Genomic DNA, 24,938 nt, shown 5'->3' on the forward strand with positions numbered 1-24,938 from the left:
CAGTATTACTTAATATATTCATATAATTCTCTTTTTTCATTGATTTTTTAAACAATTTGGATAAATAATGATTAATCTAATATATACTAATCATGACTTATTTGTAGTACAATAATAGGTGTATATAATTGAAACGGAAAAGGTGTGTGACTTAGTCGTGCCTTGGCTAATTGTGAAGACAAAGCAGGAAAGCCTGCATCCTTTCTGCAAATTTTAAGTAAGAGGATGGTAAGTATGAGCAACGGAGAAACTAAAACAGACGTCATCTTAATCGGTGCCGGAATCATGAGTGCGACTTTAGGGACGCTTTTGAAAGAATTAGTACCGGAGTGGGAAATTACTGTGTTTGAAAAGCTTGAAAGTGCTGGAGAGGAAAGCTCAAACGAATGGAATAATGCAGGAACGGGACATGCAGCATTGTGCGAGCTTAATTATACTTCTGAAAAACCAGACGGATCTATGGATATAAGTAAAGCAATCAATGTGAATGAACAATTTCAGCTTTCAATGCAGTTTTGGTCTTATCTTGTTAACAATAAGTTAATCAGCAATCCAGAAAACTTTATTATGCCATTACCACATGTGAGTATGGTACAAGGTGAAACAGATGTTAAGTTTTTAAAGAATCGCTTTGAAGCAATGTCAGTTAATCCTTTATTTCAAGGAATGGAATTTTCCGAAGATCCTAGTAAACTAAAGGAATGGATACCGCTTATTATGAAAAACCGTCCAGCGGATGAAGTTATAGCGGCAACTAAAATTGATACGGGAACTGATGTTAACTTTGGTGCATTAACGCGTGTTTTGTTTGATCACCTAGAGAGTAAAAATGTTGATATCAAATATAACCATTGCGTTGAAAGTATTAAACGTACTAACGATAATTCTTGGAAGTTAAAAGTAAAAGACGGAAACGGGAATGTTGAACGTCATACTGCAAAATTCGTCTTTATTGGAGGCGGGGGTGGTAGTTTACATTTACTCCAGAAATCCGGTATTCCTGAAGGGAAGCATATTGGTGGGTTCCCTGTAAGCGGTATATTTATGGTGTGTAATAATCCGGACGTTATCGCGCAACATAATGCAAAAGTCTATGGTAAAGCTAAGGTTGGCGCTCCACCAATGTCTGTTCCGCATCTCGACACTAGATTCATTGAAAATAAAAGGTCATTGTTATTTGGACCATTTGCCGGTTTTTCACCTAAGTTTTTAAAAACTGGTTCTATGTTCGATTTGGTTAGCTCTGTTAAACCGAATAACGTCTTGACGATGTTGGCGGCAGGAGCTAAAGAAATGTCATTGACAAAATACCTCGTCGAACAAGTAATGTTGTCCAAAGAGAAGCGTTTGGAAGAGTTAAAAGAATTTATCCCGGATGCAAAACTTGAGGATTGGGATTTAGTTGTAGCGGGACAACGTGTACAAGTAATCAAAGATACAAAAGCTGGTGGTAAAGGTACGCTTCAATTTGGTACTGAAGTAATTAGTTCTGCGGATGGCTCAATTGCGGCATTATTAGGAGCATCTCCTGGTGCTTCAACAGCTGTTCACGTAATGCTTGAAGTGTTTGAAAGATGTTTCCCGGAACATTTGAAAGACTGGGAACCGAAAATTAAAGAAATGATACCTTCATATGGCATTTCACTAGTTGATCACCCTGAACTTCTGCATGAAATTCATACATCAACAGCGAATGCGTTAGGTCTGAAGGATAAAGAGCAAGTGACACATTAACTTTTTTGAATTAGAAGTAAAATAAAAGAACCTTAAATCCATTTTGGGATTTAAGGTTCTTTTACATTATTTACAGTTAAAGAGGATTACAATCGGTTCCTCAAATACTATATTAATCCGCCTTTTACCATTACTAGGCGGTTATTCGGCTTTCTAGCAACGACTTCTGCTGATGATGTGGCATCAAAAAACACAAAACTTGCATCATCCTTTATATCTGGCCAAATCTTATGCCCATTTTCATTTAAAGCAACGATTCCACCAGTTACCCATTTAAGTGAATTTCTTAACGATTTTTCATCTATTTTCCGAGTTAGTTCACAAAAACGAGTGGCTTTTTCTAATACATCTCCTGTACCATATGGGCTCCATGAATCATAAAAGCCATCGCAGCCAAAGTTGATTTCCACGCCATGAGTATCTAACAAATCTATTGGTGGAATAACTCGCCCAAGACCAATAGGTATAGTGGACATAATGGCTACTCCCTCTTTAGCAAGGCGGCTTGCAATATTTTCTTGCAGTGATATTGGAATATCACCTAAACAGAAAGAGTGACTCAAGGCTGTACGATTTTTATAGTTTGCTTCCTCTACTATATCAACCCATTTATCTGTCGTATAGTAACCAACGTGTCCCCCGTCATGTAGATGAATATCTACATCTGCATCAAATTCAATCGCGATATCCATGATTTCATACAATGATTTTTCAATGGCATTATCGATTCCAGCAGGATCTAATCCACCGACCATGGTAGCGCCACTTCTCATTGCTTCACGCATTAAAGATGGAACTGATTCACGTAATAGACCATGTTGCGGAAATGCAACAATGTCTGCAGTCACCTGTCCCTTAAACGATTCCAGCGCTGCCTGTACACCTTCTAAATTCTTCAAACCGATGTAAGGATCTATATTAACATGCGTTCTGATATGTGTAGCACCATTTCCGAGTAGTGTCTTAATCATTTTCTTAGCTCTTTGCTCTACTGTATATACAAGGGTTGTTGACTCTGCAGCTTCAAAAGCTAATCGTTCTTTTAAATTTGAAACGGGTGTACATGCTTTCCAATCTAATGTCATATAGGTTTTGTCTAAATGATTATGCATTTCTTTAAATGGTGGAAGAGCTAATTTTTGTTTCATATCAATAATTTCATGCCCGGCCGGAATACTTTTATTACCATCTAATTGCTCAACAATTTTTCCATTTTCAATTTTAATGTGGAATAAAGAAGTTAGCGTTTCAACTGTTCCATTAACTAATTGCTTTTCACCGCTTTCTAACTTTACATTGGAAAGCCATTTTATTTTACTCATTTCGTAACCTCCATTGCTAAGGCATCTTCATTTTTATGAACAATGTTTCCTTTTGAAATTACATGCGTAATAGGACGTCTTCTAGCAACTGCTTGAGCCGAGCATTCTGCATCAAGAAGAATAAAGTTTGCAAGATCTCCCTTTTTTGGCCATACTCTTTCGCCGGTATCACGGAGAGGCGTAATTCCACCAGATGCATATTTCCAGCAGCGGTTTAACGAGTACTCATCAATAAACTTAAACCTTTCAGCTAATATACTTAGTTTTTCAATAGTGTCGCCTGTTCCAAAAGGGGACCAGTGATCTGTCAAACTATCATGACCTAAGGAAACTAACACACCATTTTCATGTAAGTAAGGAATTGGAATTGTCGGGTGAGTAATTGGTACTGTAGTTGTGACATCGATTTCAACTTCTGCAAGAGCAGCCACAATGTCCTCCAATTCTTTGTCGTATAAATCACCTAACGCAAAAGCGTGACTAATTGTCACTTGACCTACCTTATTTGCTTTTTTTGTTAGCTGAGCCAATTTATAAAACTCGAAAACACCTAAAGAATTCGGATTATGGATATGAATATCTATTCCTTTTCCTGACTCTACTGCAATGTCCATTGTTAAATTTAAGGAGCGGTCAATATCCCGGTCAATTGTAGAGGGGTCAACGCCACCAACTAGTGACGCGCCCATCTTCAATGCTTCTCGAACTAATGGCTCCACTTTTGAACGTAATAAGCCGTGCTGAGGGAAAGCTACGATGTCATATGTAACTTGATCCTTAAATTTGTTGAATGCTTCTTTTGTAATTTCAATATGTTTTGTACCAATTTGAGGATCAACATTACAGTGTGAACGAATATGCGTGTGTCCCTGTGTAATTAACCATTCAATCATGTTTTCCGCACGCTGCTGTGCAAAGGGTAGTTGAGCTGGTAATAATGTTTGTTCTTCTTCAAGTCTTGTTAGAATTCCGTTTGTAATAGGTTTGCACGCTTTCCAAGGACCACTAAAATATGTTTTGTCCACATGGATATGCATTTCTCTAAAAGAAGGCATTAATAAATTCTTATTTGCCTGTAATACTTCACAATCCTTACGTGTAATATTTTTTTCAATCTCAATAATTTCCCCATCACGAATTAATACATCAAAAAAGTCTGTTTCCGTTTGGACAACGCGATTATTTTCATAAATAAATCCAGTTTCAAGTCTAGCATTTTTTATTAAAAGTGTTGTCATATAGTTACCCCTCAAATTTGAATGCAAAAGAACGTATGAAAATAAACTCTTGCACCAATTATTTTTTGAAATCATACCAAGTTAATACCAGTCTATCATTTAAATGATAGATGGTATCTTATATCTGATATTAATTGAAGGTTCTTTTTGTGTCCATTAATTAAATATCAGGGGATATTCGTATCATCCAGGTGGTTTACGTAGATCGAACCAATCGATTCAAGTATTCTAGGTCAACCAATCCGTTGGAATGCGATACAGTTGAGAATTTGGGCTTAGCGGTGTTAAAATAACAAGAACCGATGATTTACTTGGTAAGTATTAAAATGAATTAATCTACAATGCGTGAGAATTCTTTTAGTTGATGGGATTTTTTGGGTTAGTAAAACTCTTTAAATAAAAATGCATGCTAAATTGCATATAAAGGATGGATATTAATGACTTTTGAAGAAGTATTACCACGTTTAAAAGCTGGAGAGAAAGTAATTCGTACTGGTTGGGGCGGTGCAGAGTTATATGTAAAAATTGTTGGCTTAACTGAGCATGACGGTGAAAAGTTGAATCCTTTTTTCTTAATTAATGTAATAGGTGAAGGTTACACAATGTTTACACCATCTGTTTGTGATTTATTGGCAGAGGATTGGGCTATCGTCGAATAATGAATCCGATATGAATTTTGTCGGGACTTTGAAGCTTATGAGAAATCATGGGCTTTTTTTGTGGAAGGAGATAGGTATGAAGTTTGAAGAGTATATAGATAAAACAGTATTTGTAACAGGAGCTGCATCAGGAATAGGTGAAGCGCAAGCAATCGCATTTCTGGAAAATGGTGCAAATGTATTTGCATTTGATATGGATGAAAAAGGTTTATTAAATATACAACAAAAGTATCCTTCGCGTTTTGCCTATACAGTTGGCAGTGTTTGTATAATGGCAGATGTTTTGCGATCAACTGAAAAAGCCGTTGCTACGTTTGGGGAAATTGATATATTACTCAATACTGCTGGTGTTTTAGATGGCTACGCAAAAACACTTGATACAGATGAGGCACTTTGGGATAAAATCATGGATACTAATGTAAAAGGTACATATTTTGTCACAAACTCGATTTTGCCTTATATGTTGAGCCGGAAATCAGGTGTCATTGTGAATATGGCATCAGTAGCAGGACTTGTTGCAGGCGGTGGTGGTGCGGCTTATACAGCATCAAAACATGCGATTGTTGGTTACACGAAGCAATTAGATATAGATTATTGTCGTGAGGGCATTCGTGCAAATGCGATTGCGCCTGGTGCGATTCAAACACCGATGAATAAAGCTGATTTTGATGGTGATGGTGAAATGGCAAAGTGGGTTGCGGAAGAAACGCCAGCTGGTCGTTGGGCACAGCCTGATGAAGTGGCTAAGTTAACACTTTTTTTGGCAAGTAAGGCAGCTGATTATATACACGGAGCAGTTATGCCGATTGACGGCGGATGGATTGCGAAATAATATTGTTTATTTGTATATTCTTCTGATATAATAGATGAGCGAGTAAATTCTGCTTGCACTACGGCACTTCAGATTGAGCGATAGGCTCTTTCTTCCTTTGGTCGTAGTTATTACTAAAATAGCTTGATGCTATTTTACAAAGGAGAATATAATAATGAGTACAACTATTTTGAAGGATTCACCACGTACTGCGGTGAGTGAACTCACGAAAACAGCGCTCGTGGCAGCACTATATGTGACTGTAACGGTAATGCTTTCAGTCATTAGTTTCGGAGCGGTTCAATTACGTTTATCGGAAATGTTTAACTATCTGGCATTATATAACAAACGATACGTCGTAGCAGTGACAATAGGCGTAGTCCTAGCAAATTTCATGTCACCAACTTGGGTACTCGATGTACCAATCGGTGGTGCAGCAACATTCCTTGCATTGATATTATGCCGTTCTGTCACAAAGAATATTAAAAATGATATTTTGAAAATGATTATTACAGCATTGATTTTTGCTGTTTCGATGTTCTCCATTGCTGGCCAATTAACAATCATGCTAGAACTACCATTTTGGGCAACTTGGCTTACAGTTGGAATTGGCGAATTGTTATCTATGACAATTGGTGGAATAATCATTTATACATTAAATAAAAAAATAGATCTCTCTAAATAATATATAGAGCACATTCGCATTTGCGGGTGTGTTTTTTATATGGGGAAACAAAATTATTTATCTAATAAAAATTCATTAGACATAATTCTTTCGTATTAAGACAAGCTAATAAGAAAGTTAATCATTTTAGAAAGGATGAATTATGATTAAACCTTTCAAACCTCAGCTTGTTTATTTTGAGCCTAATGCGTTAGAATATCCGCTTGGAAAAGAACTTAAAGAGAAGTTTGAGAATATGGGAATAGAAATCCGTTACACAACGTCTCATAACCAAGTTCGAGATCTACCGGGAGACACGGACGCACAAAAATATCGTATTGCAAAATCGACATTAGTTGTAGGTATTCGGAAAACATTAAAATTTGATACGTCCAAACCTTCAGCTGAGTATGCAATTCCTCTTGCCACAGGATGTATGGGACATTGTCATTATTGTTATTTACAAACAACTATGGGTAGTAAACCATATATTCGGACTTACGTGAACGTGGAGGAAATTTTAGAAGCGGCTGACGGTTATATTGCAGAAAGAGCACCTGAAATAACCCGATTTGAAGCAGCGTGTACATCTGATATTGTAGGCATTGATCATTTAACACATTCATTAAAAAGAGCAATTGAACATTTCGGTCAAACTGAACTAGGTAAACTACGTTTTGTGACTAAATTCCATTTTGTGGATCATTTACTTGATGCTAAACATAATGGTAAAACAAGATTTAGATTCAGTGTGAATGCAGATTACGTTATTAAAAACTTTGAACCAGGCACTTCTCCTTTGGATAAAAGGATTGAGGCTGCAGGGAAAGTAGCTAGAGCAGGTTACCCATTAGGCTTTATAGTTGCTCCTATTTACCTTCATGAGGGATGGGAGGACGGTTATCACCATATGTTCGAACGGCTTGATGCAGAATTGCCTCTTGATGTCCGGGATGATATCACATTTGAATTCATTCAACATCGTTTTACGAAACCGGCTAAAAGAGTGATTGAAAAGAATTATCCTAAAACAAAATTAGATCTAGACGAGGAAAAAAGACGTTACAAATGGGGAAAGTATGGAATCGGAAAATATATTTACCCGAAGGATGAAGAGGACGAAATAAAAAAGTATTTATATGCTTATATGGAAAAGTTTTTTCCGAATGCTAAGTTTGAATATTTTACTTAAAGTATGACCGAATTTTGAAAATCCAAGCACAGACGTGCTTGGATTTTTCGGCTTAATTAATGTAAGCTATTGGTTAAGTTAGGATAATTTTATTTGCCTTTAATTGAGCGAAATAAATAGAAAGTTAGTGTTTAATGATTACTAATCATTTGTTATAAAAGGGGCAATAAAATGGATAAATTATTAAATAAGTTAGAACCATTTTTACAAAGAGTTACTAGAGGAAAACTTACAACGAAGCTGTCTATGGAAGAAGAAAATCTATATGATCTATTTTTAGATGATCCTAATGAAGCTGTAGGCTTACTAGTTTTATCGGATAAAGGTCATTTGAAAATGTTCGCAGAGTTTTGTGATGAGGAAGGCGAAACAAGAGAAACGATGACGAAAGATGAGATTCGTAACTTAACGGAACGTTTTATTGAAGAATTTTTTCCGGAATCGGCTTCAGTCCTTCATTTAGATTCGATTGTAGATTTAGATGTATTTTATGTGTTCGAATACGTCCAAAGGGATGACCAATTTAAGTTTCCAATGCCGAACTCTGGAATTATTTTTTACATATACAAAATTGGAATCATTATGGATATGACGAATGAGATGGATGAATTTATAATCGTGTATCCCGAGATTGTTTTATCGCAAGAACAGGCGAAAGAAATATATTTGACGGATATTGTGCCTGACCTTAAAATTGTGCGTCATGGTGGTGAAGCTTACCCAAATGGAGATAATTCGTTTGTACTTGTGTATGACTTTATCCAGACGGCTGGTATTGATGTGAAGATGACAGGGACGAAGACATCACTTGAAGATATGGGGATAGAAATAGATGTACATACTGACATTCCGGAAGTTGAAGCAGAACCTGTTTCGTTTTATTCTTTAATCAATCTTAAAAGTATGAATAAAATTATCGATAACGGTACTGTTGAAGTATGGAGTTCATACCCATATAAATATTTCGAAGAGCATGAAGAACTTGCTATTCATGAACTAATAGATATGGATTATGGAACGGACAATACAGTTAAAATCATGGCAGATATGAATGGATTAAGGTTGATGCGACTAGTAACGATACCGGTTGAACAAGGAATGCATCGCCGGACAGTAGAGTCAGCATATAACGAAGCTTTGCGTATTTTGTATAGCCAATGCGCAAATGCTAATCACTCTTTTAAACGACGCGATGATAATCCAGATATATTCGATTATGATGATAAAGGTGAAGAACTCCAACCATATGCCCATCAATTTACATTTGATCGATTTGAAGGCGATATCCAAGTGATGGAAGAATATATCTCGATTATGGTCAGTGCGTATACAGGGGAACTAGTTGGATTCGAAGCAACCGAATACGCTTATGAAGATTTTTTAATCCTAGTAGCATCAATTCCTGCTAATAGTGATAAAGCGTTGGAGATATATGAAAATGCATTTGAGATGAAATTACACTGGGCGAAGGAATACGAAGACGATATGGTCAGCTCGCGCTATGAACTCGTTTATTTACCAGTTTTTGAAGGAACAGGGGGACATATTCACTTTATTGATGCCAATACACTAGAAACTTGGCTTGCGGATGTGACGGGGTTGGAAGAGTTTTAGAATGAAAAGGGGGAGATAACTTGTTTTTAAAAAGAATCGAACTTCTTCATGAAAAAGTTAAATCATTCAATGAGTATCCATTTTCAATTCCTTCAATTAAGAGTCTTAACCAATTAAATTTAGAAAATAAAGTTACATTTTTTGTTGGAGAAAATGGTTCTGGTAAATCCACATTATTAGAAGCGCTAGCCGATAAATGTGAATTTAACACAGCAGGTGGAGGAAGAAATAACTTTTATGATGTACATGCTGCTGAATCAGCGTTAGGCGAATATATTAGGTTGTCTTGGTTACCAAAAGTGACGAACGGCTTCTTTCTTCGTGCAGAATCTTTTTATAATTTCGCATCCCATATTGATGATATGGGAAACTATGAAGCATACGGTGGCCGTTCCTTACATAAACAGTCGCATGGAGAATCATTTCTATCACTATTTGTAAACAGGTTCAATGGAAAAGCTATTTATTTATTAGATGAACCCGAGGCTGCACTTTCACCTCAACGACAACTTTCATTTTTAAAAATTCTGAATGAATCAGTTTTATCAGATGATAGCCAATTTATTATAGCTACACACTCTCCAATTCTTCTAGGGTATCCAGATGCTACAATCTATAGTTTTGATAATGGTTTAATTAATGAGATAGAATACGAGAAGACAGATCATTTCCAAATAACGAAATACTTCTTGCAGAACAGAGAAAAGTTTTTGAGTGATATATTTAATGATTGAAAGAATTGTCTATGGGGTGTATTACAAGTGATGACACGTTTAAAGTTTTCAGCTTCAGTGAATTATATGAATCAATTTCATAATTACTTATTTTAACTAATTATCCGTCCTTAGTTATGAGGAAAGTATCGATTTGTTATTTAATTTAATTGCTAATCCAGTTAATTGGAGCGAAAGGCGGCGACTCTAGCGGGAATAGCACGAGCCGAAGACCCTGGACTGAGCGCAGCGAGGGAAGAGGCTGTAGCCGTGCCCGCAGAAAGCGTCCGCCAAAGCGGGACTTCGAAATTGCCGAAGCCCTATATGTAGCGGAAATTAACTAATATATGCAATATTTATTTTGTTGTCAAGCAACAAACTAGAAAATTAAAGGTGTCTGTGCCACAGTGAATTTAATACTCTATGTTGCACAGGCCTTTTTTAATGTGATATAAAAGAACATAACATAACAAATCGAAGAATTAGGGAGTAGTGATTGCAATGAGTAATAAAATGGGTTGGAACTTAGACAACAGTTATTCACGCTTGCCGGAATCATTTTTCACAAGCACAAAACCAACTCCTGTCAGTTCACCGAAGTTGGTTATTATGAATCATAAATTAGCAATATCTTTAGGATTGGACATTGAAGCTTTAGAAAGTGAAGAGGGATTGGAAATATTTGCTGGAAATAAGCTACCAGAAGGTTCTTCGCCACTTGCACAAGCTTATGCAGGGCATCAATTTGGGAATTTCACGATGTTAGGGGACGGACGGGCTGTACTTTTAGGGGAGCAACTTACGCCTAGTGGTGAGAAGTTCGATATTCAACTTAAAGGTCCTGGTAGAACGCCGTATTCTCGTGGTGGTGATGGACGTGCTGGACTTGGACCTATGTTACGAGAATACATCATTAGCGAAGCAATGCACGGGCTAGGTATTCCAACGACACGCAGTTTGGCGTTGGTTACAACTGGGGAGATTGTTTACCGTGAAACTGAATTAGAAGGTGCGGTTTTAACGCGGATTGCGGATAGCCATATACGGGTTGGAACTTTTCAATATGTTTCCAATTGGGGGGCTTATGAGGACTTACAAGTTCTAGCAGATTACACAATAAATCGTCATTTTCCTGAAATTGAATTAAATGAAAACCGATATCTCGCACTTCTTCAAAAAGTAATTAAACGTCAGGCGGAATTAATCGCTAAATGGCAACTTGTAGGATTTATTCATGGTGTGATGAATACTGACAACATGACGATTAGCGGTGAAACAATAGATTATGGACCTTGCGCCTTCATGGATGTTTTTGATCCAGCAACTGTATTCAGTTCGATTGATAGACAAAGCCGTTATGCGTATGGCAATCAACCGAATATAGCCGGTTGGAATCTTACTCGCTTTGCTGAGGCATTATTGCCATTGTTGGATGAGAATCAGGAAAAAGCAATTGAAATTGCTGAAGGTGCGCTGATTAATTTCACAGATATTTTTCAAGCGAATTGGTTAGCGGGAATGAGAGCGAAACTCGGTTTATTAAATGAAGAAGATGAAGATATAGCTCTTATCAATGATTTACTTAATTTGATGAAGGAAGAAAGTGCAGATTATACAAATACATTTCTGGCATTAACTTTCGGAAAACTAGATAGTATGACTTTATTTGAAACAACTGAATTTAACCATTGGCATGAGCGTTGGTTGGAAAGATTAGGAAGACAAGAAGAGTTCAAGATTACATCAACTCAATTGATGAAAAATAGTAATCCGGCGTTAATCCCGCGTAATTATCGGGTTGAAGAAGCACTCGATGCTGCAGTGGAAGATGGGGATTTTAATGTAATGGATAGACTCTTAGCTGCACTTTCAAATCCATATGCACATTCTGACAATCAAGCTGAATTTGCTGCATTACCTCAGTCAACTACACCTTATCAAACTTTTTGTGGAACATAAAAAATAGTCAAAAAAATGGTGTCAGCTCAACATTACATGTTGGACTGGCACCATTTTTTTATCTTAAAATTTATTGTGCTGTTTCGTCTTGGAAGACTGGAACCCAGCCTTCTACAGTTACGAAAATACGAACAGCAACTACTTTACGATCTTCTGCCAAAGTAAAATAGTGAAGAATATATTCAGGTACTGATATCAAATCACCAGGATCTAGATGGACTTCGAAAAAGCGGTCATCTTTTCCTTTAATGATGAAAACGCCATGTCCACTAACGATAAAGCGTACTTCATCGTCTGTATGATGATGTTTTCTTTCAAAGTTTTTCAGAAGTTCATCTAATTTTGGGTTTGAATCGGATAAAGAGATAATATCTGACGCTTGATAGCCGCGACGTTCTGAAATGTCGTCAATATCAGTTTTAAATGCTTGTAAAATCTCTTCTTTTTCTTCATCTGACAAATCGAATTTTTCACGAAGGTTTTCAGGAAGTTGATTAATATCCCAATGTTCATAAATGACTTCTTGATTAGTTAAAAACTGGCTTACTTCTTCTTGTCCTTTGATGACCTCATTTGTACCTTGGATTGTAATTGTCGCCATTACAGAATCGACTCCTTTAATTTGAATTGGTTAATTGCTAATTGATATTGGAATAAAAACTCTGCGGCTTCTAGTAATTTTTTTGCTTCAAAACCACTTTTTCCCCATACTGTTATGCCGTGATTACGAATGAGCACTGCGCCACTATCTGCTTGTACAAATGGTTCGAATTCATGCGCCAGACGCGGTATATCAGCATGGTTAGGAATGATTGGTATACGAAGTACTGCATCTTCTTCCCATAGACCAAAAGCTTTAATGAGTTCTTGCCCTTGAAAATCAATTCCGCCTTCATCTGCGTAAAGTTCAGAAATGACATTGTTTGCTACGGTATGGATATGCAAACTACATGTAGCAGATGTCTTCCCGTAAATTTCACAATGAAGTAATGTTTCAGCAGAAGGTTTTAAATGCGTCTCTTCTACAGCAGCACCTAAATGGTCAACGAGTAAAAAGTCTTCATCAGTTCTTTTTCTTTTATCTTTACCACTCGCTGTAACTAAGAAATGAAGAGGATCATTGGATACTCTAATAGCGAGGTTTCCACTGGTCCCCATAAACCAATCGCGTGCGGCTAATTCATCTTTTATATCGGCAAGTTCATTCCATTGTTTTGTGTAACCGCTCATTCACTAACACCTAACTTTTTATCTAAAATCTGAATAACATCATGAAAGCTTTCAAATGGTTCGTATGAAAGATTCAATTCCTCACATTTTTCAATTAAGAAATCTCTTGCTATGACAATATCAGCTAATTTAGCGGCTTGAAGATCAGTGATAGAATCGCCGATTACAATACTTATCTGCTCTTCTTTTATCAAGTTTCGAATAATTGAAGGTTTACAGCAACCGCAGTCGTTTGAACATTGGTCATCACAACTGAGTGGAAAATTAATATTGATATTCTTACCGGAAAAATCAGCCTCGTTACAATAGACATCCGAAAAAGGACCGTATGGTTTCAATAGAGGATTTACAAAGAAATCGATTCCACCACTTACGATATAAAGCGGAATTTTTTTAGTGTTTGTGTATTCAACAAACTCAGCAAAACCTTTACGAATTTTAGCTTGATCTATGACAAAAGAAGTGATTTCATCTTTGGCAGAGACCGGAAGTAGAGAGAACATTTTACCTACACCCTCTTTAATCGATACCTCTTGCGCCAAAATATCATCTTTAATCGGCAGCCATTCAGGTGGTGCGAACTTTTTCATAATCGCAATAATATTATCTTGGTCAGTTATTGTACCGTCAAAATCACAAAATATAACTGGCTGTTTCATTTTTTTACCCCCATAATTCAAGTGCTGTTTTTAACGCTGGATGTTCATTTGCAGCTTCAGTTAATGTGGTTCCATTTAATACAGCTTGGACTGCTTGTTGGAAAGCTTGTACGCCACTTGCCGCCCCCGCTGGATGTCCGTGGACACCGCCCCCGGCATTAATCACGCAATCCACGCCAAAATCTTCTATTAGTAAGGGGACAAGTCCTGGGTGAATTCCGGCTGAAGGGACAGGAAATGCTTGTTTAACGATGCTTTCATTCGTCAATTCATGACCTATTGACAATGCAACTGATTTTTCCAAAGCGACGCTACCATAAGGTGATGGAAATAGAGAAAGATCCGCACCTGCATAACGTGAAAGTTTACCAAGAGCAAGGGAGCTCGAAACACCATAAAATGGAGAAGATGTAAACGCACCACTGAAAGCAGGATGCGCCATAAGTGGTAATTGAATCTCGTTATCTTCCGCTAATTCCTGCATGGCATCAAGTCCGTAAGCATGAACATTAAATAACAATGCATCCGCACCTAGTTCTCTTGCTTTTCTTGCTTTATCTTTTAGGTCTGACGTTCGTCCGGTTAAATTAACTGCATATAATGTACGTTGTCCCGTTTCTTCAAAAACTTCTTGCAGCACTTTTTTTCCAATTGAAATTCTTTTTTCAAAAGGGGTTAACGGGTTATCAAAAAGAATTTCATCATCTTTGACAAGGTCCACACCACCAAGTGCTTGCTGTCTAAGTTGTTCAGTAAGGTAATCTAGATCCCTACCAATGACTCCTTTAAATATACTCATAATTAATGGTCGGTTATGTACATTAAGTTTACCTCGAATCCCATCTATACCAAAACGTGGACCAGGAAAGTGTTGCAAAAGTGAATCATCAAATTCTAAATCCAATAGTTTAACTTCGCCATCTAATGATAGTTTACCAAATACGGTTGTCAGTATTGCTGGTAAATCTGCTGAAAAGTTTGCAGCAGGATATGTGATTTTTACTTCTGCTTTAATTAACCCGGGTTTATGTGGATGAGGTGTTTCTGGGAACTCGGTGACAGAAGCAACAATACCTTTATGTTTTTTTAATTGTTCTTGTTGAAGTAATGGCAGATCTGTCCATGATCCAATTGTTAAACCAAGTGCAATGCTTTCTGCTCTCTTATCAATTGAACCTTGCTTTCCGTATAGTTGATAACTTGCTGTTAGACCACTCATTTTATTTCAGCTCCTTTACGAAATAAAAAACCTTTTCTAATTTAGAAGAGGTTTCAAGAACGACTTCTCATTGTTCAGCAATTTAGCTGCAAGAATTAGCACCGTTTCCTTTGAAGGTTCGGTTGCCGGGTATCATTGGGCTTGTCCCTCCACCAACTCTAAATAAGATTAGCTATTCAATTAAAATCGTAGTCTGATTATTTCACTCATAAAGAGATTTGTCAATATTATCAAAAACTGAAAAAATAGAATTGACATGACTTGCAATTAAGTGCTAGAATATTATTTAAATAGCATAACTTTTTGAATTGTATAACTCTTATCAAGAGCTGGCATAGGGAAATTGGCCCGATGACGCCCAGCAACCGACCTTAATACCGTTGTGAAACGGGGCGCTTTTACTTTGGCGCCTGGGAATTTTATTCCTGTAGGGCACGGTGCTAATTCCATCAGATGATGACGTGTAAACGTATGGATTCTGAAAGATGAGAGGCAAGGAATTTCTTATTCTTTAGCCTCTTTCCATTATGGATAGGGCTTTTTATTTTGGATAAAGAAAGGATGAGTGATGTGACAACAGCTATATATGAGAAATATGTTGAATTAACTAAAGAGTCAGCGATTGAAATCGCAAAAAACAATCGCTTTTATTCCGAGCATGCCGATTTGATATGTAAGGAAATTGGCGATGGAAACTTAAATTATGTCTTTCTATTAACAGATGTTATTACAAAAAAGTCTTTAATTATTAAACAAGCATTGCCTTATGCAAAAGTAGTTGGAGAGAGCTGGCCGCTAACTTTGAAACGTGCAGAAATTGAAGCGAATGCTTTGAAAAAACACGGAGAGTTTGTACCTGCTTTAGTGCCAAAAGTATACGAAATTGACACTGAATTAGCAATAACGATTATGGAAGATCTATCACATTTAACGGTTGCGAGAGAAGGATTAATTGCAGGTAATAATTATCCGTTGCTTGCATCAGATATTGGTGAGTATCTTGCTAAGACACTATTCTATACATCGGATTTTGCCTTGCATCCTTTTGAAAAGAAGAAGTTAGTTAAGGAATTTTCCAATCCAGAACTGTGCAAAATATCAGAAGACCTCGTTTTTACAGATCCATTTTTCAATGCAGAAACAAATAACATAGAAGATTTATTGAAATCAGATGTCGAATTAATTTGGGCAAATACATTGCTGAAATTAGAAGTTGCCAAGCTGAAAAAAATTTTTTTAACTGAAGCAGAAGCTTTATTACACGGTGATTTGCATACTGGAAGTATTTTTGTAAGTGAAACGGAAACAAAGGTTTTTGATCCTGAGTTTGCATTTTACGGACCTATCGGATTCGACATTGGTCAATTCATTGCAAATTTAGTGTTTCAGGTTATTACGAGAGAAGGCAGTCAACAAGAAATAGTTCTCCAGCAGATTGACGAAACTTGGAATGTCTTTACTTCTACATTCTCAGAACTTTGGGACAAGGATTCAGTTGATTCGTTTGCAAAAATTGATGGGTATAAAAAAAATATCCTAGAGAAGATATTTAGCGACACGCTTGGATTTGCTGGTTGTGAATTAATCCGCAGAACAATAGGATTGGCACTTGTGAAAGATTTGGAAGGCATTAAGGATGAAGAGAAACGAATTTCATTAAAGAAAAAAGCATTGCGAATAGGTGAAAAACTGATTTTGAATAGATCAACGTTACCAACTATTTCAGCAGTACTTGCTTTAGTTCGGGAGGAAATAAAATGACAATACCAACATCCATTAAATGGACAAATGATCAAATTGTCATTTTAAATCAACAAAAATTACCATTAGAAATTGAAAATCTAACGCTTGAAACGATAAAAGATGTCTATGACGCAATCGTAACTTTGAAAGTGCGTGGAGCACCTGCAATTGGCATTACTGGAGCCTATGGCCTTGCAATAGCAGGAAGGTCTTATCAAACATCCAATATAGAGGAATTCCAGCTTCAATTAAAAAAGGATTTTGATTACTTAGCAGGTTCTCGTCCAACTGCAGTCAACTTGATGTGGGCATTGAAGCGGTTGTTGAAACTTGTCCTAAGTGCGAAAAATGTCGAAGAAGCGAAAGTAATGCTAATAAATGAAGCGGTTATTATACATGCTGAGGATGAAGAGTTCTGCAGGAATATTGGCGAATATGCGCTTACATTACTTGAAGATAAAAAAAGGGTTATGACAATTTGTAACGCAGGCTCAATTGCTACAGCGAAATATGGAACCGCCCTCGCTCCGTTTCATTTAGGAAGTGAACGTGGAAAACACTTTGAAGTATACGCGTGTGAAACCCGGCCTGTATTTCAAGGCGCACGATTGACAGTTTGGGAACTACAACAATCAGGTGTGGACGTCACACTTATAACCGATTCGATGGCGGCCCATACAATTCATACCAAAGATATTGAAGCAATCATCGTTGGAGCAGATCGAATAGCTGCAAATGGGGATACGGCAAATAAAATCGGGACTATGAATTTAGCCATTTTAGCGCATACATTTGACATTCCATTTTATGTGGCAGCACCTTCATCAACTTTCGATTTAACGATTCATAACGGCGAGAGTATTGTAATTGAAGAACGTAATCCCGATGAAATAACAGTTATTGCGGGACAACAGATTGCGCCCTTAAATACGAAAGTGTATAATCCGGCATTCGATGTAACGCCAGCAAAATACATAACAGCAATCATTACGGAAAAAGGTATTATAGAACCAAACTATATAGAAAATATTCAGCGCTTCATAGGCAAATAAAAGGAGAGTATCAATCATGAAAAAACAAACACGTTGGCTATTAAGTGCACTACTAGTAATCGGTATTTTATTAGCTGGATGCCAGCCTAAAGGTGAAGTTTCTAAAGAGCCAGAAAAAAAGAATGACGCGGCTGAAAAGTCAGATAACCCATTAGCAAATAAGAAAATCGCATTAATTATGCAACAGAATCTTGGTACATTTTCAGCGCAGTATATTGAAGGTGTTAAGGAACAAGCCGCTAAATTTGGTGGTACAGTAACTGTATTTACTTCAGAAGGTGACCTTTCTAAAATGGCATCTAATTTAGATGCAGCAATTAATCAAGGAATGGATGCCATTCTAATTGACCACGGAACGAAGGAAGCATTGAACCAAGGTGTTGAAAAAGCAATAGAAAAAGGAATTCCTGTCGTTGCATTTGATGCAGGGGTTGAAGTAGATGGTGTAGTTGTCTTGGAACAAGGCGATGAATTAATGGCTGAAATGACGCTTGAAAAATTGAAAGAAGATACAAACGGTGAAGGGAATATCGTGAAAATTTGGGTAGCTGGATTTGCACCGATGGAAAGAAGACAAGTTGTATATGCTAAGTTTTTAGAAGATAATCCTGGCATTAAAGAAGTAGCGACATTTGGTGCGGCAACTGCTAATACAGCATTAGATACACAAGCCCAAATGGAAGCAATTCTAAAGCAATACCCTAACGAAGGCGAAATTACAGCTGTTTGGGCTGCATGGGATGAATTTGCAAAGGGTGCTGTACGTGCGATTGAACAAGCAGGGCGTACAGATATTAAAGTATATAGTATTGATATGAGCGACGAAGATTTACAAATGATTCAAAAAGAAAATAGCCCATGGGCGGCTTCAGCTGCTATTGATCCAGCTGATATTGGTCGTATTCAAGTGCGTTATGCATACCAAAAAATTAATGGTGAACAGCCAGAAGAACATGTTGTTCTAAATCCAGTCTTTATAGATGCTTCAAAATTACCAGAAAAAACAGTTACGACAAACGAACTTCATGAATACGTCGATGGTTGGGGAGTAAGTGATCAAGGTTACGCATCTTCTTTGAAAGAATTAGAAGAAAGCTTGAAATAATTAACATTGGCTGTCCTTTATAAAAGGACAGCTTCATTATTAAATAGGGAGGTTCCATCGTGAACACATTACTCTCGATGATTGGTATTAATAAGAACTTCGGGAAAGTTCCAGCACTGGCAAATGCAGAATTTCATCTTGAAAGAGGGGAAATCCACGCATTATTAGGTGCAAATGGTGCAGGGAAAAGCACATTGATGAAAATACTTTCAGGTGCATATCAACAGGATGACGGTGAAATTTTAATCGATAATGAAATAGTAAAATTTCCATCGCCAAAGCAAGCTAAAGAACTAGGCATCTATTGTGTATACCAAGAAGTAGATACGGCTATTGTTCCCGAACTATCCGTTGCAGAAAATATCATGCTTGATTCATTTGCAAAAGGCGGAAACTTATTTGTTTCAACATCTAAGCTTCATGAACAAGCTCGCCTTGCTTTACAACAATTGCAAGTCGACAATATTGCTGTTCAACAACCTGCATTTAAACTATCACTTGCTGAAAAGCAATTGATTCTTATCGCTCGTGCACTTGTGCATTCAGCTAAACTTATTATCTTCGATGAACCAACTGCGCCTTTATCTGTTCAGGAATCAGACAGACTATTTTCTGTAATTAATGACTTGAAAAATAAAAATGTTAGTTGTATTTATATTTCACATCGACTGCCTGAAGTGTTTGAAATTAGTGATCGTATTACGGTCATGAGAGAAGGAACAACAATTAAAACATTCACTACATCTGAAGTTACTGAAAACGAGATTATCGAGGCGATGTTAGGTGAAACATTTAGTCTTGAACTTGGTTATCACGAAAAAACAATTGGTCCAACTTTATTAGAAGTAAAGGATCTTTCAGATGGTCATAAATTACATAATCTATCTTTTACAGTCTCAGAAGGTGAAATTGTTGGTGTTGTTGGATTAGTTGGCGCTGGAAAGACCGAGCTTGCAAAAACATTATTTGGGTATACGCGTTATAAAACGGGAAGTATTCAATTAGATAACAAAATGGTCAGAGCAAAACACCCATCCGATGCAATAAAGGCAGGAATGGCGCTAATTCCTGAAGAGCGTAGAAAAGAAGGGCTTTTTGTACATGAATCCTTACAAACAAATGCGACTTTTCCTAATCTACGTAAATTTTCACCACGCTTTTTTATGAACAAACGAGCAGAAAAAGATTTTTCTTTAGATATTATTAGTCGTTTGCGAATTAAAGCAGGAAGTGTGGACATGCCGCTTGTACATTTAAGTGGTGGGAATCAGCAAAAAGTAGCGATTGGAAAATGGATGTCGTTAAATTCTAGACTTTACTTATTTGATGAACCGACAAAAGGTGTAGATATCGGTGCGAAAGTTGATATATTTAAATTAATTCGAGAGATTTCAGATAAAGGCAATGGTTGTCTTTACTTTTCTTGTGAAATCCATGAAATAATGGGTATTTCAGATCGAATTCTAGTTATGTATAATGGTCAAATTGTGAAAGAATTTTCACATGAAGAAGCAACACAAGAAAAGATTATGTTATACGCTAGTGGTGGAAAGGAAGAATAGTATGAAAGATAAAGGGATTCATCTTCTATTTAAATATGGAACAATCGCATTAATGATCCTAATTATTATTTTCTTTAGTTTGATTAATGATGCGTTTTTCACATATAATAACTTCTCAGATATATTACGTTCAATTGCCATCGTTACATTACTTGCATTGGGGGTCACATTTACACTTGTTGTGAATGGTTTTGATTTGTCTGTTGGTTCTACGATGTCATTATCAACAGTTATCACAGCCTCACTAATGGTTTGGTATGATATGCCTTTATGGCTTGTAATCATTTTGCCGATTTTAGTTGGTGTTTTAGTAGGGGTATTCAATACGCTACTAATTGTTGTCATCGGGATTCCAGACTTATTAGCAACATTAAGTACGATGTATATTGTGGCAGGATTACACCGGACCTATACAGAGGGGTATTCTATTTATAATAATATGCCTCTAGTATCAGGTGGCAATGCACCTGGTGAATTATCTCAAGCTTTCCTTTGGATCGGGCAAGGAAAAATGCTCGGACTACCTGTACCAGTATGGATTATGCTAGTTATGGTATTTCTAGCATTTCTAGTTTTAAATCATACACGTTGGGGACGAGTACTTTATATGACGGGCGGAAATGCTGAAGCGGCGACGTTGTCAGGCGTTAATGTGAAAAAGGTAAAGTTCGCTGCATATGTCGTTTCCGGAATTTTTGCTTCGATGGCGGGAATATTATTTACAGCACGTGTAGGTTCGGGACAGATTGATGCTGGAGCACCTTTATTAATGGAGGCTGTCGCTGCAGTATTTGTTGGATATTCTGTCTTAGGTGCAGGAAAACCAAATGCGATAGGTACATTTTTCGGGGCAGCTGTAATTGGTATTTTATTGAACGGGTTAACAATATTAAATTTACCATATTATGCATTTGATATTATTAAAGGTACTGTTCTTGTAAGTGCGCTTGCGGTGACCTATATCCATGCTAAGAACCGTTTTACAAGTACGTAAAGATTTGGAACACTAGCACATTTTTCTCTATAGTCTAAATCACTGGTGGCAATCGAACATGCAATTGTGCATGTTGGACTGCCACCAGTTTTGTATATTTAATTACTTTTTCATAATAAAACTCAGATGCCTTCCGCTTTTCTTGTCCTCACGATAAGAAAAACCTTCTGGGCTAATAAAAGTACAGGTCGGATCAATTGTAATTTGTTCAGTAGGAATGCCCGCTAACTCACATTGCTTCTTAACAGTTTTTTGGTTGTCGATATGATACTTGTTAGTTTGTTTATTATAATAAATAAATTCATCCGCGTAGCCAAGATTTTTAAATTTCATATAAACATCTTCATCAACCTCAAACTTTTCTTGACTTAATGCTGCACCGATCTGTATATGAAAGTCTTTTGGATTACATTGGTCAACCTTTCTTAAATGTTCAAAAAGTTTTGGCGTAATTTCTTTGATTGTACCTTGCCAGCCTGAATGAATCACTCCAATTAAACCTTTCACTTCATGATAAAAAATAACGGGTACACAATCGGCAGTGAAGCTACATAATACCAAATTTGACTCATACGTATATAAGGCGTCAGTATCAATAATAGCTGTATCCATATTATCGGCACCGCGCCCAATGTCATCAGATGTAACTAAGTAAAAATTTGAACTATGTGTTTGATTTGCGCAAACGAAATTATTCAGCTCACACTTTAAGGAAATAGCTAATTTTTTTCGGTTTGCCACTATATGCGCAGTGTTTTTACAAGAGTGAAGCGCCATATTATTATTTTCGAATTCCGTTTTTTCTTTAAGGGTAATTCCCGAAATGAGTTTCTCGTTATTTAAGTAAATTCTTGAGTTCATAACATCACCTCTTCTAACTTTCGTTTATCTACAGATTGCTGCTTACTGACAACATAACAAATTGAATATTGTATTACAATTATCATTTTACAATAAAATCTTGTAGGGTCCTATTTATTAGGATATAAAGTGATGTTGCGAATATATATTTCCCCAAACCGATTTTCACAACATTTGAAGCGGTTATAGCGACAATTCGAGAAAAAGATTGTTAACCCTATCCCGATAGCCAAAGTCCGTATATAATAGAAAATATTCGTCATGTCTTGGTTGAAGATAGCGTCGATAAGAAGAAGGATACTTTATGAAGCAGGTGTAAAATATATGAGTTTATTGACAGTAACAAATTTAAGTCACGGATTTGGCGATCGTGCGATTTTCGAAGATGTCTCTTTTCGCTTATTGGCGGGGGAGCATATTGGTTTGATTGGTGCGAACGGTGAGGGAAAGTCTACGTTTATGAATATCATCACTGGCAAACTTGAGCCTGATGCAGGAACAGTGATTTGGGCGAAGCGTATGCGTATTGGCTATTTGGATCAGCATGTAATTCTGAAAAAAGGAATGAGTATTAGGGAAGTGCTACGTACTGCTTTCCAGTACCTGTATGATGTTGAAGAAGAATTGAATATGCTCTTTGCCAAAATGGGTGAAGTTGACGCTGATGAACTAGAGAAACTTCTTGAAAAAACTGGTGAAATGCAAGAAGAATTGACAAATAATAACTTTTATATTATTGATTCTAAAGTGGAAGAAGTTGCGAATGGACTCGGGCTAGTTGAATTTGGTCTAGATCAAGACGTTCATGATTTAAGTGGCGGACAACGTACAAAAGTATTGCTTGGAAAATTATTACTAGAGAAGCCTGAAATCCTACTTCTAGACGAGCCTACAAACTATTTGGATGTAGAACATATCGATTGGCTTCGAAATTATTTACAGAACTATGATAATGCGTTCATTTTGATTTCGCATGACATACCGTTTTTAAATAGTGTTATTCATTTAATTTACCATATGGAAAATCAGCAAGTAACACGATATCCCGGCGATTATGATGAGTTTTTACGCGTTCATGAAATGAAGAAGCAGCAAGTAGAGGCGGCGTATAAGAAGCAACAGAAAGAAATTTCACATCTTAAGGACTTCGTCGCACGTAACAAGGCAAATGCAGCGACTAGCAGAATGGCATCGTCTCGTCAGAAGAAGTTGGATAAGATGGACATCATTGAATTAGATTCGGAAAAGCCGAAGCCTCAATTTTCATTTAAACTGGCGCGAACTCCTTCTAGATTTTTATTTCAAACGAAAGAACTCGTAATTGGATATGATGAACCATTGTCAAAAGAGCTTGATTTAACGATGGAACGTGGACAAAAAGTTGCCCTATCAGGTGCGAATGGTATTGGAAAAACAACACTTCTTAAAAGTATTCTTGGTGAAATTAAGTCGATTAATGGCTCAGTCGAACTTGGCGATCATCTTTCAATTGGTTATTTTGAGCAAGAAATAAAGGCCGAAAACAATCTAACATGTCTTGAAGAGGTTTGGGAAGAGTTTCCTCATTTTACGCAATATGAAGTACGTGCAGCACTTGCTAGATGTGGTTTGACAACGAAACATATCGAAAGCAAGGTTAAGGTATTGAGTGGTGGAGAACGTGCGAAAGTGCGTTTATGTAAATTAATTAATCAAGAGTCGAATTTGCTCGTCCTTGATGAACCTACAAATCACCTAGATTATGAGGCGAAAGAGGAATTGAAACGTGCTTTGAAGGAATATAAGGGAAGCGTTCTGCTTATCTCGCATGAACCTGACTTTTATGAAGATGTCGTGACAGATATATGGAATGGTGAAAACTGGACAACTAAAATGTTCTAATCACGAAAGAAACACCAACCAAATAGGTTGGTGTTTCTTTTGTGTTTATCGGAGTTGAAGACTAAAAATCGAGGAATTGGGAAGTATTATCAGGGCGTTGCTTAAATAGTTATTATTAAATATATCCGTTAATTTTTGATTTGTTTTCCTCTCTAATTTCATCGCGTAAATCCTCAATACTACCTTCACGTCGTTTATTCTTTTCTTTAATTGTAAGAAGTTCTTTTCCTTCAGCATATTGCATGGCTTCTTCGGCTGCTTCCATATTGCTAATCGTTTTCTTCAATATTTGTTCGTTGTCTGCAGAATCATTTGGTTTTGGCTTTATGTTAGCCATTATTCATCCTCCTTATATTCTTTATAATAATCAAATGAATCTAAAGCTAATGTGATGCCTTGTGAGAATGCAGACCCCCCACCTAGCGCGGAACTGATAGCAATCGTTTCCAACAACTCATCCTCAGTCATACCGAGCTCTGTAGCGGCTTTGGTGTGATACATAATACAAAATTCATCGCGCGCATATATACTAATACCAATTGCAATAAGTTGTTTGTGCTTTTGGCTAATAGTACCTTCCTCAAAACTCGCTTCAGTAAAATCGAAGTAACCTTTGGCGACTTTCGGCAAGCGTTCCCTCATTCTGTTACTGCCTTCTTTATAATCCAAAATTACCTCATCAAAAAAACTGGCTATTTCTCCTTCATTTATTTCCAAGAAATTCAC

General features: G+C 36.9%; 23 protein-coding genes and 2 riboswitches. Of the genes, 14 read left to right on the plus strand and 9 right to left on the minus strand.

The features are described from left to right. Positions 1 to 225 precede the first annotated feature (225 nt). Entirely contained in the window at positions 226 to 1,734 is a 1,509-nt protein-coding gene (locus AC3RV6_RS06230; RefSeq protein WP_489748588.1) for a malate:quinone oxidoreductase, read from the plus strand. Positions 1,735 to 1,841: 107 nt separating this feature from the next. Here the strand turns inward: AC3RV6_RS06230 and AC3RV6_RS06235 are convergent, their stop codons facing one another. Both AC3RV6_RS06235 and AC3RV6_RS06240 read right to left on the minus strand, forming a co-directional pair. Then, positions 1,842 to 3,056, minus strand: coding sequence for an amidohydrolase (locus AC3RV6_RS06235; protein ID WP_489748589.1), 1,215 nt, complete (start codon positions 3,054 to 3,056; stop codon positions 1,842 to 1,844). After that, the gene (locus AC3RV6_RS06240; protein ID WP_489748590.1) at positions 3,053 to 4,294 is read right to left on the minus strand and encodes an amidohydrolase family protein; all 1,242 of its coding nucleotides are present in this window, start codon (positions 4,292 to 4,294) and stop codon (positions 3,053 to 3,055) included. Before AC3RV6_RS06240 ends, AC3RV6_RS06235 begins: the two co-directional genes overlap by 4 nt. Positions 4,295 to 4,731: 437 nt before the next feature. On the opposite strand from AC3RV6_RS06240, the gene AC3RV6_RS06245 reads away from it, so the two are divergent. The 7 genes from AC3RV6_RS06245 (at position 4,732) to AC3RV6_RS06275 (ending at position 11,906) form a co-directional block, all read left to right on the plus strand. Beyond that, the gene (locus tag AC3RV6_RS06245; RefSeq protein WP_489748591.1) at positions 4,732 to 4,953 is read left to right on the plus strand and encodes a DUF2829 domain-containing protein; all 222 of its coding nucleotides are present in this window, start codon (positions 4,732 to 4,734) and stop codon (positions 4,951 to 4,953) included. A gap of 76 nt (positions 4,954 to 5,029) precedes the next feature. After that, entirely contained in the window at positions 5,030 to 5,785 is a 756-nt protein-coding gene (locus tag AC3RV6_RS06250; protein WP_489748592.1) for a 3-oxoacyl-ACP reductase, read from the plus strand. Positions 5,786 to 5,939: 154 nt separating this feature from the next. Further along, the gene (locus AC3RV6_RS06255; protein WP_489748593.1) at positions 5,940 to 6,449 is read left to right on the plus strand and encodes a QueT transporter family protein; all 510 of its coding nucleotides are present in this window, start codon (positions 5,940 to 5,942) and stop codon (positions 6,447 to 6,449) included. A gap of 142 nt (positions 6,450 to 6,591) precedes the next feature. Further along, a complete protein-coding gene (gene splB, locus AC3RV6_RS06260; protein WP_489748594.1) occupies positions 6,592 to 7,620 on the plus strand; it encodes a spore photoproduct lyase in 1,029 nt (342 codons plus the stop codon). A 171-nt stretch (positions 7,621 to 7,791) separates the two neighbouring features. Then, a complete protein-coding gene (locus tag AC3RV6_RS06265) occupies positions 7,792 to 9,234 on the plus strand; it encodes a hypothetical protein (protein WP_489748595.1) in 1,443 nt (480 codons plus the stop codon). Positions 9,235 to 9,254: 20 nt separating this feature from the next. Further along, complete coding sequence (locus AC3RV6_RS06270; protein ID WP_489748596.1) at positions 9,255 to 9,968, plus strand: AAA family ATPase; 714 nt, start codon at positions 9,255 to 9,257, stop codon at positions 9,966 to 9,968. Positions 9,969 to 10,448: 480 nt separating this feature from the next. Then, positions 10,449 to 11,906 carry a protein adenylyltransferase SelO gene (locus AC3RV6_RS06275; RefSeq protein WP_489748597.1) on the plus strand — a complete coding sequence of 486 codons (1,458 nt, stop codon included), beginning with the start codon at positions 10,449 to 10,451 and terminating at the stop codon, positions 11,904 to 11,906. A gap of 70 nt (positions 11,907 to 11,976) precedes the next feature. Here AC3RV6_RS06275 and AC3RV6_RS06280 read toward each other — a convergent pair whose 3' ends face one another. Genes AC3RV6_RS06280 through mtnW form a run of 4 tightly spaced genes read right to left on the minus strand, consistent with a single transcriptional unit; the run spans position 11,977 to position 15,014 of the window. Continuing rightward, the gene (locus AC3RV6_RS06280) at positions 11,977 to 12,507 is read right to left on the minus strand and encodes a cupin domain-containing protein (protein WP_489748598.1); all 531 of its coding nucleotides are present in this window, start codon (positions 12,505 to 12,507) and stop codon (positions 11,977 to 11,979) included. Continuing rightward, on the minus strand, positions 12,507 to 13,136 hold the full coding sequence (locus AC3RV6_RS06285) for a methylthioribulose 1-phosphate dehydratase (RefSeq protein WP_489748599.1): 630 nt from the start codon (positions 13,134 to 13,136) through the stop codon (positions 12,507 to 12,509). Before AC3RV6_RS06285 ends, AC3RV6_RS06280 begins: the two co-directional genes overlap by 1 nt. Next, on the minus strand, positions 13,133 to 13,795 hold the full coding sequence (locus tag AC3RV6_RS06290) for a 2-hydroxy-3-keto-5-methylthiopentenyl-1-phosphate phosphatase (RefSeq protein WP_489748600.1): 663 nt from the start codon (positions 13,793 to 13,795) through the stop codon (positions 13,133 to 13,135). The genes AC3RV6_RS06285 and AC3RV6_RS06290 overlap by 4 nt, the downstream gene beginning before the upstream one ends. 4 nt (positions 13,796 to 13,799) lie before the next feature. After that, entirely contained in the window at positions 13,800 to 15,014 is a 1,215-nt protein-coding gene (gene mtnW / locus AC3RV6_RS06295; protein ID WP_489748601.1) for a 2,3-diketo-5-methylthiopentyl-1-phosphate enolase, read from the minus strand. A gap of 64 nt (positions 15,015 to 15,078) precedes the next feature. Continuing rightward, a riboswitch (SAM riboswitch) is annotated at positions 15,079 to 15,183 on the minus strand. Positions 15,184 to 15,330: 147 nt separating this feature from the next. Beyond that, positions 15,331 to 15,506, plus strand: a riboswitch (SAM riboswitch). 69 nt (positions 15,507 to 15,575) lie between these two features. On the opposite strand from mtnW, the gene mtnK reads away from it, so the two are divergent. Genes mtnK through AC3RV6_RS06320 form a run of 5 tightly spaced genes read left to right on the plus strand, consistent with a single transcriptional unit; the run spans position 15,576 to position 21,470 of the window. Then, positions 15,576 to 16,775 (plus strand): S-methyl-5-thioribose kinase, encoded by a 1,200-nt coding sequence (mtnK, locus tag AC3RV6_RS06300; RefSeq protein ID WP_489749197.1) that lies wholly within the window; start codon positions 15,576 to 15,578, stop codon positions 16,773 to 16,775. Then, a complete protein-coding gene (gene mtnA, locus AC3RV6_RS06305) occupies positions 16,772 to 17,809 on the plus strand; it encodes an S-methyl-5-thioribose-1-phosphate isomerase (protein WP_489748602.1) in 1,038 nt (345 codons plus the stop codon). The genes mtnK and mtnA overlap by 4 nt, the downstream gene beginning before the upstream one ends. Positions 17,810 to 17,825: 16 nt before the next feature. Next, on the plus strand, positions 17,826 to 18,914 hold the full coding sequence (locus AC3RV6_RS06310) for a sugar ABC transporter substrate-binding protein (protein WP_489748603.1): 1,089 nt from the start codon (positions 17,826 to 17,828) through the stop codon (positions 18,912 to 18,914). Between the two features lie 56 nt (positions 18,915 to 18,970). Continuing rightward, a complete protein-coding gene (locus AC3RV6_RS06315; protein WP_489749198.1) occupies positions 18,971 to 20,476 on the plus strand; it encodes a sugar ABC transporter ATP-binding protein in 1,506 nt (501 codons plus the stop codon). 1 nt (position 20,477) lies between these two features. Then, on the plus strand, positions 20,478 to 21,470 hold the full coding sequence (locus AC3RV6_RS06320) for an ABC transporter permease (protein WP_489748604.1): 993 nt from the start codon (positions 20,478 to 20,480) through the stop codon (positions 21,468 to 21,470). 102 nt (positions 21,471 to 21,572) lie between these two features. On the opposite strand, the gene pgeF is transcribed toward AC3RV6_RS06320, so the two are convergent. Continuing rightward, positions 21,573 to 22,331 carry a peptidoglycan editing factor PgeF gene (gene pgeF, locus AC3RV6_RS06325; protein ID WP_489748605.1) on the minus strand — a complete coding sequence of 253 codons (759 nt, stop codon included), beginning with the start codon at positions 22,329 to 22,331 and terminating at the stop codon, positions 21,573 to 21,575. A gap of 324 nt (positions 22,332 to 22,655) precedes the next feature. On the opposite strand from pgeF, the gene AC3RV6_RS06330 reads away from it, so the two are divergent. Beyond that, on the plus strand, positions 22,656 to 24,212 hold the full coding sequence (locus AC3RV6_RS06330) for an ABC-F family ATP-binding cassette domain-containing protein (protein WP_489748606.1): 1,557 nt from the start codon (positions 22,656 to 22,658) through the stop codon (positions 24,210 to 24,212). A gap of 115 nt (positions 24,213 to 24,327) precedes the next feature. On the opposite strand, the gene AC3RV6_RS06335 is transcribed toward AC3RV6_RS06330, so the two are convergent. Next, positions 24,328 to 24,549 carry a small, acid-soluble spore protein tlp gene (locus AC3RV6_RS06335; protein ID WP_489748607.1) on the minus strand — a complete coding sequence of 74 codons (222 nt, stop codon included), beginning with the start codon at positions 24,547 to 24,549 and terminating at the stop codon, positions 24,328 to 24,330. Next, positions 24,549 to 24,929, minus strand: a complete 381-nt coding sequence (locus tag AC3RV6_RS06340; RefSeq protein ID WP_489748608.1) for a carboxymuconolactone decarboxylase family protein — start codon at positions 24,927 to 24,929, stop codon at positions 24,549 to 24,551. Before AC3RV6_RS06340 ends, AC3RV6_RS06335 begins: the two co-directional genes overlap by 1 nt. Positions 24,930 to 24,938: the final 9 nt, after the last annotated feature.

It is taken from the genome of Sporosarcina sp. So3-204 (genome assembly GCF_058068165.1).